The 12,510-nt window shown below is 60.2% G+C and carries 9 protein-coding genes; 5 read left to right on the top strand and 4 right to left on the bottom strand.

Going from position 1 to position 12,510, the window contains the following annotated elements; genetic code table 11:
* Positions 1-92 precede the first annotated feature (92 nt).
* Together ppsA and IEX57_RS03335 are read left to right on the top strand one after the other, a co-directional pair.
* The gene (gene ppsA / locus IEX57_RS03330; RefSeq protein WP_188702302.1) at positions 93-2,504 is read left to right on the top strand and encodes a phosphoenolpyruvate synthase; all 2,412 of its coding nucleotides are present in this window, start codon (positions 93-95) and stop codon (positions 2,502-2,504) included.
* Positions 2,505-2,816: 312 nt separating this feature from the next.
* Positions 2,817-4,019: an aspartate aminotransferase family protein gene (locus tag IEX57_RS03335; protein ID WP_188702304.1), complete on the top strand. Its 1,203-nt coding sequence runs from the start codon at positions 2,817-2,819 to the stop codon at positions 4,017-4,019.
* A gap of 80 nt (positions 4,020-4,099) precedes the next feature.
* On the opposite strand, the gene IEX57_RS03340 is transcribed toward IEX57_RS03335, so the two are convergent.
* The 3 genes from IEX57_RS03340 to IEX57_RS03350 form a co-directional block, all read right to left on the bottom strand.
* Entirely contained in the window at positions 4,100-4,816 is a 717-nt protein-coding gene (locus IEX57_RS03340) for an MgtC/SapB family protein (RefSeq protein ID WP_188702306.1), read from the bottom strand.
* Between the two features lie 339 nt (positions 4,817-5,155).
* Complete coding sequence (locus IEX57_RS03345; RefSeq protein ID WP_188702308.1) at positions 5,156-6,649, bottom strand: inorganic phosphate transporter; 1,494 nt, start codon at positions 6,647-6,649, stop codon at positions 5,156-5,158.
* A gap of 105 nt (positions 6,650-6,754) precedes the next feature.
* Positions 6,755-8,221 carry a protein adenylyltransferase SelO gene (locus tag IEX57_RS03350; RefSeq protein WP_229708647.1) on the bottom strand — a complete coding sequence of 489 codons (1,467 nt, stop codon included), beginning with the start codon at positions 8,219-8,221 and terminating at the stop codon, positions 6,755-6,757.
* Between the two features lie 240 nt (positions 8,222-8,461).
* Here IEX57_RS03350 and ybaK point away from each other — a divergent pair, with 240 nt between their 5' ends.
* The 3 genes from ybaK to IEX57_RS03365 all read left to right on the top strand — a co-directional run bounded on the left by ybaK (position 8,462) and on the right by IEX57_RS03365 (position 11,379).
* Positions 8,462-8,959, top strand: coding sequence for a Cys-tRNA(Pro) deacylase (ybaK, locus tag IEX57_RS03355; protein WP_188702319.1), 498 nt, complete (start codon positions 8,462-8,464; stop codon positions 8,957-8,959).
* A 36-nt stretch (positions 8,960-8,995) separates the two neighbouring features.
* Positions 8,996-9,547 (top strand): cob(I)yrinic acid a,c-diamide adenosyltransferase, encoded by a 552-nt coding sequence (locus IEX57_RS03360; RefSeq protein ID WP_188702321.1) that lies wholly within the window; start codon positions 8,996-8,998, stop codon positions 9,545-9,547.
* Positions 9,548-9,621: 74 nt separating this feature from the next.
* Complete coding sequence (locus IEX57_RS03365) at positions 9,622-11,379, top strand: ArnT family glycosyltransferase (RefSeq protein WP_188702324.1); 1,758 nt, start codon at positions 9,622-9,624, stop codon at positions 11,377-11,379.
* 84 nt (positions 11,380-11,463) lie between these two features.
* Here the strand turns inward: IEX57_RS03365 and IEX57_RS03370 are convergent, their stop codons facing one another.
* Positions 11,464-12,507: a bifunctional UDP-4-keto-pentose/UDP-xylose synthase gene (locus tag IEX57_RS03370; protein WP_188702326.1), complete on the bottom strand. Its 1,044-nt coding sequence runs from the start codon at positions 12,505-12,507 to the stop codon at positions 11,464-11,466.
* Between the last annotated feature and the right edge of the window lie 3 nt (positions 12,508-12,510).

Genomic DNA, 12,510 nt, shown 5'->3' on the forward strand with positions numbered 1-12,510 from the left:
CGTAAAGGATTTCGCCAACTATGCGCCCGTTTGCCCCAGCCTAGAATGAGAGCAATCCATTCTGCAACGCAACATTCTGACGAGGTCCGCTGATGAACGCCACTCCGAACCACGACGTCACCGCAACCGGCAACGCGCAAGTGATCGACTTTGCACAACTGCGCATGCATCAGGTTGAACAGGTTGGCGGCAAGAACGCATCCCTGGGGGAAATGATCTCCCAACTGGCCGGCAAAGGCGTGCGTGTGCCTGGTGGTTTTGCCACAACGGCAGATGCGTACCGTCAGTTCCTGGCGCATGAGGGCCTTGCCGGCCGCATCGACGCCGCGCTTGAAGGGCTGGATGTCGACAACGTCAAGGCGCTGGCCACGGTCGGCAAGCAGATTCGCGAGTGGATTGTTGCCACGCCGTTCCCCAAAGCGCTGGAAGACGAAATCGCTGAACACTACGCCAGACTGGGCGACAACGTGACCGTCGCCGTGCGCTCGTCGGCCACCGCAGAAGATTTGCCGGATGCCTCGTTTGCCGGCCAGCAAGAGACCTTCCTCAACATTCAGGGCTTCGAGAACATCCTGCATGCAATCAAGGAAGTGTTCGCTTCGCTCTACAACGACCGGGCGATCTCTTACCGCGTGCACAAAGGTTTTGATCACAAGCTGGTGGCACTGTCGGCGGGGGTTCAGCGCATGGTGCGTTCCGACAAGGGCGCTGCCGGGGTGATGTTCTCGATCGACACCGAAACCGGGTTCGACCAGGTGGTGTTCGTGACCGCCTCTTATGGTCTGGGTGAAACCGTGGTGCAGGGCGCGGTGAACCCGGATGAGTTCTACGTGCACAAGCCAACGCTGCAAGCCGGCCGCCCGGCGATTGTGCGCAAGCATCTGGGTGGCAAGGCCATCAAGATGGAATTCAACACCGAGGCGGTCGCCGGCAAGTCCGTGCGTACTGTCGAGGTTGATCCGGCCGAACGCCGCGCGTTCTCGGTGACGGATGCCGAAGTGGAAGAACTGGCGCAGTACGCGCTCACCATTGAACAACACTATGGCCGCCCGATGGATATCGAGTGGGGCCGTGACGGCGTCGACGGCAAGTTGTACATCCTGCAAGCGCGCCCGGAAACCGTGAAATCGCAAGAACAGGCCGCCGACAAGCTGACCAAGTTCCGCATGCAGGAACGCAGCACGGTGCTGACTGAAGGCCGCGCTATTGGCCAGAAGATTGGTGCTGGCAAGGTGCGGATCATCCGTGATGTGACTGAAATGGACCGCGTGCAGCCGGGCGACATTCTGGTCTCGGACATGACCGACCCGGACTGGGAACCGGTGATGAAGCGTGCTGCCGCGATTGTGACCAATCGGGGCGGGCGGACTTGCCACGCTGCCATCATTGCGCGCGAACTGGGCATTCCGGCCGTGGTCGGCTGTGGCGATGCCACCCAGGTGCTGCGTGAAGGCGATGAAGTCACCGTCTCCTGCGCCGAAGGCGATAGCGGCTACGTTTACCAGGGGTTGCTCAAGTTCGAGCGCGTTGATGTCTCGCTGGCGCAAATGCCCAAGTCGCCGGTGAAGCTGATGATGAACGTCGGCAACCCGGAACTGGCGTTCGAATTCTGCCAGTTGCCCAATGAAGGCGTGGGTCTGGCGCGGCTGGAATTCATCATCAACCGCATGATCGGTGTGCACCCGAAAGCCTTGCTGGCGTACCCGAACCTGGAGCCGGGCCTGAAGGCCAAGGTAGAAGAGCGCATTGCCGGTTACCGCTCTGCGGTGGATTTTTACGTCGACAAGATTGCTGAAGGTATCGCCACACTGGCCGCCGCCTTCTGGCCGCGCAAGGTGATCGTGCGCCTGTCGGACTTCAAGTCCAACGAATACGCCAACTTGCTGGGCGGCCCGCAGTACGAACCGCACGAAGAAAACCCCATGCTGGGTTTCCGGGGTGCCTCGCGCTACATTGACCCGTCGTTCCGCGACTGTTTCGAGCTGGAATGCCGCGCTGCCAAAAAAGTGCGTGATGTCATGGGCCTCACCAACGTGGAACTGATGATCCCGTTTGTGCGCACGCTGGCCGAAGCGGAAAAGGTGATCGACCTGCTGGCCGAAAACGGCCTCAAGCGTGGCGAGAACGGCCTGCGCGTGATCATGATGTGCGAGATCCCGTCCAACGCCGTGCTGGCAGACCGTTTCCTGGATTATTTCGACGGCTTCTCGATCGGCTCTAACGACATGACGCAGCTGACGCTGGGCATTGACCGCGACTCTGGCGGCCCGGTATCGGCCTCGTTCGATGAGCGCAACGAGGCCGTGAAAGCCATGTTGTCGATGGCGATCAAGGCCTGCCGCGCCCGGGGCAAGTATGTCGGCATCTGCGGTCAGGGCCCGTCGGATCACCCGGATCTGGCGCAATGGCTGGTTGAGCAGGAGATTGAGACCATCTCGCTGAACCCGGATACGGTGATCGAGACCTGGTTGCTGCTGGCCGGCGAAAAAGCCGTGATCAAGTAAGCGTTGGCAACGCAACCGCAAAAAACGGGGCTACGGCCCCGTTTTTTATCGCTGGCATCATCGCGTTCAAAGCGCTCTCGCACACGCGTCAGGACGAAACCAGACAGTCAGACACACCTATCGCGGCAATCTCCGGGCGATATGGCACAAGAATCGTTACGCCCGGCAAGCCAGACACACACACTGCACGCCTCACGCCTCACGCCTCACGTGAATTAATGGTTTTTGCTTTGCGTCATGGCAGTTAGAATAAACAGTGACGGGCGTGCCCACGGCCCGGCTTTTATCCGAATCACGCAAAAAGGAACTGCAATGTCTTTTACCAGAGCCGATTTTGACCAATACATGGTCCCCAACTACTCGCCCGCCGCATTTGTGCCGGTGCGTGGTGAAGGTAGCCGCGTGTGGGATCAGGCCGGTCGTGAATACATCGACTTTGGTGGCGGTATTGCGGTGAACTCGCTGGGCCATTGCCATCCGGCGCTGGTCAAGGCGCTGCATGAGCAAGGCAGCAAGCTGTGGCATCTGTCTAACGTGTTCACCAACGAGCCTGCGCTGGCGCTGGCCAAAAAGCTGGTCGACAACACCTTTGCCGAGCGCGTGTTCTTCTGTAATTCGGGTGCAGAAGCCAACGAAGCGGCGCTCAAGCTGGCGCGCCGCGCGGCCATTGAGCGCTTTGGCGAAAAGAAGAACAAGGTGCTGGCGGCGTACAACTCGTTCCACGGCCGTACCTTTTTCACCGTTTGCGTCGGCGGCCAGACCAAGTATTCCGATGGCTTCGGCCCCAAGCCGGAAGGCATTTTCCACTTTGATTTCAACGATCTGGATTCCTTCAAAGCGTTGATTGATGACGACACCGCTTGCGTGATCATCGAGCCGATCCAGGGCGAAGGCGGTGTAACGCCGGCTGACAAGGCATTTTTGCAGGCCATCCGCGAGCTGTGCGACAAACACAATGCCTTCCTGATTTTTGATGAAGTGCAAAGCGGTAACGGCCGCTCCGGCCAGCTGTTTGCCTACCAGCACTACGGCGTGACGCCGGATATTCTTTCTACCGCCAAGGGTCTGGGCGGCGGTTTCCCGATCGGCGCCATGCTGACAACAGAAAACCTGGCCCGACACCTGGCCGTCGGCACCCATGGCACCACGTACGGCGGCAACCCGCTGGCGTGCGCTGTTGCCGGTGCCGTCATGGATGTCATTACCGATCCGGCCGTGCTGGCTGGTGTGGCTGCCAAGGCAGAGCTGATTCGCAGCAAGCTGACCGAAATCGGCCAGCGTTACCCGATCTTCAAAGAAGTACGCGGTCTGGGGCTGTTGATTGGCGCAGAACTGACCGACCAGTACAAGGGCCGTGCCCGTGACGTGCTCAATCTGTCGGTCGAAGAAGGCGCCATGATCCTGATGGCAGGCCCGGATGTGCTGCGCTTTGCGCCGTCGCTGGTGATGCCGGATGCGGATATCGCGGAAGGCCTGGCCCGCGTGGAGCGTGCCATTGCCCGCGTGGTGGGTTAAGCCGTTTCAGTCCGTGTGCTGTAAAAGAAAAAACCGCCCTTGAGGCGGTTTTTTCTTTTCTGGTGCTGGCGGACGCCGTTTTACTCCATGGAACTGGAGTTCCAGAACGCCTGTTTGATATAGGGCTGGTTGGACAGCTTTTTGGCAATCCGCTCCAGTTCTTCAGAGTTGGCCGAGGTTGCCAGCAGGGTGGCGGTCAGCTCGACATCATCGTCACCAAAGGGCTCGATATCCATATCGCTGAGCGGGTACTGGGCTTGATCAAGCAGGGCGTCGATCAGGGCCAGCGCGTGCTTTTGCTGGTCGCCATCGACCACCACATGCAACTGCCAGGTCAGTTCGCTGCTGCGATCGCTGATCGGCTGCCGGTTGATGGCGTTCACCAGCGGGCGTAACAGCGTATTGGCCGACAGCACCAGCACTGCGCTGAGCAAAGCGGCATCGAGCTGGCGTACACCGGCAGCCGCGCCGACGGCGGCCGAGCCCCACAAGGTGGCCGCGGTATTAAGGCCGCGTACATTGACGCCTTCTTTCATGATGGCGCCAGCGCCCAGAAAACCGACACCAGACACCACATAAGACGCGACGCGGATGGCGCCATCCGGCCCGCTGATCCGGAACGCCATATCGACAAACGCAGCCGATGCGACCGCAACCAGCGTGTTGGTGCGCAGGCCGGCGGTACGCTGGCGGAACTGGCGCTCATAACCAATCACGGTGCCAAGGACAAACGCCACGACGAGGGCGACGAGCGACTGGACGAAATGGGCCAGATCAAAACTGAAGACATTGAACATGCAATCTCCTTGTCATGGGCGGCATTACAGCAACGCGTCATGACGTTGTGACGACAGCGCGCAGGCCATCGTAGCGGTCTATGCCGCCAGAATCAGGAACAATCGCAATGCAAGGAGACGAAAAACGCGATTTGCCGACAACAGCAAACCTTCAAAGACGCGCACCATCCCGCCGGTCAGGCAGGACAATGGCCAAAAGACACAGTCCAGCCGGATCAGCACACAGGCAAGGCGATACCGGGTTGTATCTGGATTTCCAAGGGAAGAACCCCGAAAAAGAAAACGGCGCGATGTTAGTTCGTGCCGTTTGATCTGTCAATTTGCGTAATGCAGCAATACTTACTGGATAAAGCGGCTGGCCAGCCAGAACATGCCGGCAGCCAGCGCCATGGCGGCGGGCAGGGTCAGCACCCAGGCCAGCAGGATATTGCGGATGGTTGCGCCTTGCAGGCCGCTGCGGTTGGCCAGCATGGTGCCCGCCACACCGGAAGACAGCACGTGCGTGGTCGAAACCGGCAGGCCAAAGATATTGGCAATGCCGATCGACACCGCGGCGGTAATCTGTGCCGACAAGCCCTGGGCATAGGTCATGCCTTGCTTGCCGATTTTTTCGCCCACGGTTTGCACCACACGGCGCCAGCCAATCATGGTGCCCACGCCCAGCGCCAGTGCCACGGCCAGAATCACCCAGTACGGCGAGTATTCAGTGGTGCCGGTCAGGTCTTTGCGCAGGCGGGAAAGGTCGGCTTTTTCATCCGAACCAATGGCCTTCATGCCGCCGACTTTCTTGGCCGTATCATCCAGGCACAACAGCGAGCGACGCACGCGGTTGCGCGCTTCCGGCGTGATGTCCCGATACGATTGCACGCCATCGAGCGTGCTCAACAGATCGGCAATCATGGGTTCGGTCAGCGTCGGATCGCACTTGTAGCGCCGCGGCAGTTCGCTGGTCGGGGCTTTGCCCAGTGCCAGGTAGTCGCTCAGTTTGACTTGCTGTTCATTCACGGCCGTGGCATTGCGCTGGTAAAACTGGCGCAGGTGAATGGCGGCGTCACGCGTGTGTTCAATCTGGTAAGCCGTGGCATCCAGATCAACCACAAACCTGGCCGGCACAATGCCGATCAGCACCAGCATGATCAGGCCAATGCCTTTCTGGCCGTCGTTGGAGCCGTGCGCAAAGCTCACGCCCAGCGCCGACAGGATCAGCACCAGGCGGGTCCAGAACGGCGGATGCTTCTTGCCGTCGATCCCTTTGCGTTCTTCCGGCGTTTTGTGCATGCCCGATTCCGGACGCAGCTTTTTCAAGGCCAGCAACAAGGCACCCGCAAGCACCACACCCACAATCGGGGAAATGATCAGCGACATGCCGATTTCAACGGCCTTGCCCCAGTTGATGCCATCCTTGACCGAGGTATGTGTCAGCCAGGCATTGGTCAGGCCCACACCCAGAATGGAGCCAATCAGCGTGTGCGAGCTAGAAGCAGGCAAGCCCAGATACCAGGTGCCGAAGTTCCACAGAATGGCAGACGCCAGCAGCGCAAACACCATGATCAGGCCATGGCTGGTGCTGACATTGATCAGCAAATCAACCGGCAACAGATGCACGATGGCATAGGCCACGCCCAGGCCGCCCAGCAAGACGCCAGCGAAATTGAAAATACCGGACAACACCACCGCCAGATGCGGCGGCATGGACTTGGTATAAATCACGGTGGCGACCGCGTTGGCCGTATCGTGAAAACCGTTGATGAATTCAAAAAAGAGGACAAACAAAAGCGCCAGCGCGAGGCTGACGGCGACATGAAGCGGAATACCGCTGAAAAGATCGGGCATCAGATAGGGACTACAGAGGCAGGATGGGCGGGATTATCCCAGCCCTGGACGGTGCCGTAAATCACATTGATCATGTTTTTTTGACAAGCGTATTACAGCGACATATCAGGACGAACAAGAGACAGACAAGTCTGCCGCCCAGTCTGGTGCCGGTGCGGCATAGTCGGCAAACTCCGGGCGCTCGGTAAACGGATGAGCCAGACATTCCTGCAGGCGTTTGACCTCGCTGAAATCACCTTGCTGGGCCTGGCGAATGGCGGTTTCGGCCAGGTGGTTACGCAAGACATATAGCGGATTGGCAGCCCGCATGCGGCTGGCCCGGTCTGCGCCAGTGAGCTCATTCTGGGCACAGCGGGCCTGGTAGGCCGCCAGCCAGACATCAAACCCGTCCCGATCAACAAAGCGGTCACGCAGCGGCGTGGCCAGCGCTTGCGCGTCGTGCACCGTCGCCAGATCGCGCCAGAAGGTGGTCCAGTCTGTGCGGCTGGCGTGCATCAGGTTCAACAGATCCGTCAGCAGTGTCCAGTCTTCATCCAGCCAGTCTGTCAGCCCCAGCTTGGCCTGGAAGCAGGCGGCGAAGGCGTCTTCAAACAGGTTCTGGAATTCATGCAGCGCCGCGATGGCCGCTTCCCGATCCAGTAGCGGCAGCAAGGCCTGGGCCAGCGCATTGAGGTTCCACAGTGCGACCTGCGGTTGCTGGTTATAGGCGTAACGGCCGCTGTCATCGCTGTGATTGCAGATATGGCGTGCATCAAAGCCGTCCATGAAGCCGAACGGGCCGTAATCAAGCGTCAGGCCCAGAATGGACATGTTGTCGGTATTCATGACGCCGTGACAAAAGCCTACGGCTTGCCATTGCGCCACCATGCTGGCAGTGCGCGCGATCACGGCTTGCAGCAAGGCCAGCGCCGGCGAGGGCGCTGCGGCGCATTGCGGATAGAAGTGCTGGATGGTCCAGTCGGTCAGGGTGCGCAGATGCGCGTGTTCATCGTGGTGGCTGTAGTACTCAAAATGGCCAAACCGCACAAACGTGGGTGCAACGCGCGTGACCACGGCCGCAGTTTCGCGCGTTTCCCGCCAGACCGGCGTGGGCGAGGCCACCAGCGCCAGGGCGCGCGTGGTGGGAATGCCCAGACCATGCATGGCTTCAGAACACAGATATTCCCGGATACTGGAACGCAGCACCGCGCGGCCATCGGCATGGCGAGACCACGGGGTGGGGCCGGCGCCCTTGAGCTGGATTTCCTGAATCTGGCCGTGCGCATCGGGTAGTTCTGCGATCAGGATCGCGCGGCCGTCACCCAGTTGCGGTACATAGACCCCGAACTGATGGCCGCAATACACACTGGCCAGTGGCAGGCTGTCTTGCAGGATGCGGTTGCCGCCCAGGTAGTCATCAATGCCGGCATGGGCCAGCGCGTCCGGATGCAGGTTCAGCTCGCTGGCCAGCGCACTGTTCCAGACCACCAGTTGTGGCGTGGTCAGCGGTGTGGGCGGCACGTGCGCAAAAAAGCGCTGCGGCAGCGTGGCAAAGCGGGGCGAGAACGGAGACTCATCGAAAGCGTAGGGCACGGTGGGGTCCAGACCGCAATGGTCGGTTAATAGTTGAGTGAATCTATCGGGTATTTTATCAGAAATGCCCGATGCCGGGCGCATCAACCAGGAAAGTGTCTGCGCGCATCCGGTGCACAAATCGGACGCGACGCGCACTGTCGCGGTAAACTCGCCGGTTATTCAGCATGCCGCCATGTCTGGATCTGTGCCGGCAAGTACCGGCGCGTATCGGGGCGGCAAGCAACAAGTGAGGACTGGATGAGCGAAAAGGCCCCCGTCACCGCAGCCATCCGGGTGCTGCGCCAGCATAAAGCCGTGTTTACCGAACACCTTTATGAATACGAAGAAAAGGGCGGCACCACCGTGTCTGCCCGTGAGCTTGGCGTACCGGAACATGCCGTCATCAAGACGCTGGTCATGGAAGACGAAGACAAGCACCCGTTGATCGTGCTCATGCATGGCGATTGCGAGGTTTCCACCAAGAACCTGGCGCGTCATCTGCACAAAAAAACCATACGCCCATGTGCACCGGATATCGCCAACAAGCATTCTGGTTACATGGTGGGCGGCACTTCGCCGTTTGGTACCCGTAAAGCCATGCCGGTTTATATGGAAAAATCCATCATGGCGCTGGACCGGATTTACCTCAATGGGGGCAAACGCGGTTTTCTGGTGGCCCTGGCGCCGCAGACCGCGCTGGACATCCTCAAGCCGGAACTGGTCGAAGTGGCGATTGGCCATGATGAAGCCCACTGACCGCAGCACCGACCTCGAACACACGGAGTAACACATATGGGCAACCGCCTGAGCAAGATCACCACCCGCACGGGTGACGACGGGACCACCGGCCTGGGCGATGGCTCACGCGTGGGCAAGGACGACCTGCGCATTCACGCGCTGGGTGAAGTGGACGAGTTGAACTCGCAACTGGGCGTGGTGCTGTGTGAAACCCTGCCGGAGGCCATGCGCGATTGTCTGGTACGTGTTCAGCACGACCTGTTCGATCTGGGTGGCGAATTGTGCATTCCTGGTCACATTGCCATGACCCAAACCCAGTTGCTGCGCCTGGACGAGGCCATTGCCGGCTTCAACGACGAACTGCCGCCGCTCAAAGAGTTCATCCTGCCGGGCGGCACCCGCGCTGCGGCCTTGCTGCATGTCGGGCGCTGCGTTGCGCGCCGGGCAGAGCGCAGTCTTGTGTGCCTGCGTAAAGAGCAGCACGTGGCCGATGCCGCTGTGCAGTACCTCAACCGTCTTTCTGATCTTTTGTTTGTGCTGGCCCGCGTGGCGAACCGCGCGCAAGGTCAGGGCGACGTACTGTGGCAGCCGGGCTTGAACGCCTAGTAAGCCCTGCGGCTCGCCACTTCTGAATGCGCCGGGCTTGCGGGCCCGGTTTTCTGTTTTTTGTCATTGAACGCATGCGTAGCCTGAATTTATCGTCCTCATCGCGTGGCAGTAACGAGCTGCCCCACCGTTTGCCCGCCATTCCCGCCTGGTTGCTGTTGGTGCTTGTGCTGGCCTGGCTGCTGCCGGGTCTGATTGGGCACGAGCCCTGGAAGCCGGACGAGGCTTATACCTTTGGCTTGATCGAGCACATTGCCAAAACCGGTGATTGGGTTGTGCCCACCCTGGCGGGCGAGCCGTTCATGGAAAAGCCGCCAATCTTCTTTATCAGCGCGGCGTGGGTGCTGCAGGCGTTTGGTGGTGTGTTCAGCCCGCCAGATGCGGCACGCCTGACTGCCGGCTGCTGGATGCTGCTGGCCATGCTGGGAACGGCGCTATCGGCCCGGCGTATCTTTGGTCAGGGGGCGGGGCGCTGGGCCGTGCTGCTGTTGCTGGGCTGCCTGGGCCTGCCTTTGCGGGCACACCAGATGCTGACCGATCTGGCACTGCTGGCGGGGATTGCATGGGGGATTTGCGGCCTGACCTGGGCACCGGTACGCCCGCTGGCGGGCGGCCTTATGCTGGGCCTGGGTGGCGCGGTTGCTTTTCTGGCCAAGGGTTTGCTTGGGCCGGGGTGTCTGGGGCTGACCGCAGTCTTGCTGCCGGTGTTTTTGCCGTCTTTTCGTACCGGCCGTTATGCGCTGGCGTTCGTGCTTGCTTTTGTGGTGGGTGCGCCGCTGCCGGCCTTGTGGATGAACCAGTTGTACGTGCGTGATCCCGCGCTGTTTCAGCTGTGGTTCAGTACCAATAATTTCGGCCGTTTTAATGGCACCGCGCACCTGGGGCCGGAAGCCACACGCTTTTTCTATCTGAAAACGCTGCCCTGGTATGCTTTCCCGGCGTGGCCGCTGGCCGCGTGGGGGCTGTGGCGCGCGTGGCGCGGGCAGATTCAGGTCTCGCTGACGGCCATTGCACCGGCCTTGCTGTTCTTTGTGATCAACAGCCTTGTGCTGGTGCTGGCGGCTGACGCGCGCGAACTTTACGCCATGCCCTTGCTGGCGCCCCTGGCGCTGACTGCGCTGACCGGGCTGGTGATGCACCGCGAAGGCTCGCGGCGCTGGGCGGGTGTGTCGGTGCTGGTCATGGTGCTGGCCGTCATCTTGCTGGCGTGCGCGCTGATCAGCGGTTACGCGCTGGCGACCGGCACGCCGCATGCGGTTGAAGCATTGCTCACGCGCAAGACCTTTGCCGGCTGGACGCCGGCGTGGTCCCCGGGGCATTGGCTGGCGTGCGCGGTGATCGTGATTCTGGTGCTGTTGCTGTGGCCGCGCGTGCCGCGCAATACACCGGCCGGCTTTGCCTGGCGCTGGGTGCTGCTGATTACGCTGACCTGGGGCGCCATTGCCACCTTGTGGCTGCCGGCGCTGGACTTTGGCATGCGGTATCGGGAAGTGTTCGTCGCGCTCAAGCCTGCGCTGGACAAACCCGTTGCCGAGAACGAATGCATCGCCAGTGTCTGGTTGGGCGAGCCGCAACGCGCGCTGCTGGATTACTACGATGGCGTGCGCACCCGTCGCCTTGAAACCATGCCGGATGCCTGGTCCTGCCACTGGCTGCTGGTGCAAAGCCGGAGGGGCCAGATGCCGGCCCTGGTCAATGGCGTCCAGCCTGTGGCGGTCAGCAATCGCCCGGGCGACGACACGGAGCGCTATATGCTGTATCACCTGGCGCAGGATGTACGCACGCTCTGGCCCGCTTCTGAGCCGTTGCCGGGCAAGGCGCCGGCAAAGTAACCGGATCAATCACCCGATGATCCCGGCCAATAAAAAACGGGAGGCGAGCCTCCCGTTTTTTATTGCCTTGCCACAAGCGCCTGATCAGTCGACCAGTTCGCGGGCAGCACCCACCTGGTTCTTGTACGCATCAAAGATACCCTTGAGTGCGTCGGCCATGCTGGTCTTGGGGGCCCAGTTCAGATCGGTCTTGGTGTTATCGATCTTCGGCACGCGGTTTTGCACGTCCTGGTAACCCTTGCCGTAGTACTCGCCGGAAGTGGTTTCAACCACTTGCACCTTGGCTACGCCATCGGCGTATTCCGGGTATTGCTTGGCCAGGTCGATCATCATGGAGGCCAGATCGCGGATGGAGTAGTTGTTGACCGGGTTGCCGATGTTGTAGATCTGGCCCGATGCCTTGCCATCCTTGTTCTCGATGATCTTCATCAGTGCATCGATACCGTCATCGATGTACGTGAAGGCACGCTTTTGATGACCGCCATCCACCAGCTTGATGGTCTCGCCACGGGCGATGTGACCCAGGAACTGGGTAATCACGCGGCTGGAGCCTTCCTTCGGGGTGTGGATGTTGTCCAGACCAGCGCCGATCCAGTTGAACGGACGGAACAGCGTGTAGTTCAGGCCTTGTTCCATGCCATAGGCGTGGATCACGCGGTCCATCAGCTGCTTGGAGCAGGAGTAGATCCAGCGCGGCTTGTTGATCGGGCCGCAGATCAGTTCAGAGTTTTCCGGATCGAATTCGTCGTCATGGCACATGCCGTAGACTTCAGAAGTCGACGGGAACACCAGGTGCTTCTTGTATTGCAGGGCCTGACGCACGATCGGCAGGTTGGCTTCAAAGTCCAGTTCGAACACGCGCAGCGGGTTGTTCACGTAAGTGGACGGCGTGGCGATGGCCACCAGCGGCAGCACCACGTCACACTTCTTCACGTGGTATTCGATCCATTCCTTGTTGATGGTGATATCACCTTCAAAGAAGTGGAAGCGCTTGTGATCCAGGAATTCACTGATCTTGTCAGTGAACATGTCCATACCGAACACTTCCCAGTCGGTAGTTTCCAGAATGCGCTTGGTCAGGTGGTGGCCGATAAAACCGTTCACGCCCAGAATCAGCACTTTTTTCATCTT

Source organism: Silvimonas iriomotensis, from assembly GCF_014645535.1.
Lineage (GTDB): Bacteria > Pseudomonadota > Gammaproteobacteria > Burkholderiales > Chitinibacteraceae > Silvimonas > Silvimonas iriomotensis.

Excerpts from the sequence above, each read along its gene's own strand:
- IEX57_RS03335 (WP_188702304.1), top strand. The coding sequence starts at position 2,817 with ATGTCTTTTACCAGAGCCGATTTTGACCAATACATGGTCCCCAACTAC.
- IEX57_RS03345 (WP_188702308.1), bottom strand. The coding sequence starts at position 6,649 with ATGCCCGATCTTTTCAGCGGTATTCCGCTTCATGTCGCCGTCAGCCTC.
- ybaK (WP_188702319.1), top strand. The coding sequence starts at position 8,462 with ATGAGCGAAAAGGCCCCCGTCACCGCAGCCATCCGGGTGCTGCGCCAG.
- IEX57_RS03370 (WP_188702326.1), bottom strand. The coding sequence starts at position 12,507 with ATGAAAAAAGTGCTGATTCTGGGCGTGAACGGTTTTATCGGCCACCAC.
- ppsA (WP_188702302.1), top strand. The coding sequence starts at position 93 with ATGAACGCCACTCCGAACCACGACGTCACCGCAACCGGCAACGCGCAA.
- IEX57_RS03340 (WP_188702306.1), bottom strand. The coding sequence starts at position 4,816 with ATGTTCAATGTCTTCAGTTTTGATCTGGCCCATTTCGTCCAGTCGCTC.
- IEX57_RS03360 (WP_188702321.1), top strand. The coding sequence starts at position 8,996 with ATGGGCAACCGCCTGAGCAAGATCACCACCCGCACGGGTGACGACGGG.
- IEX57_RS03365 (WP_188702324.1), top strand. The coding sequence starts at position 9,622 with ATGCGTAGCCTGAATTTATCGTCCTCATCGCGTGGCAGTAACGAGCTG.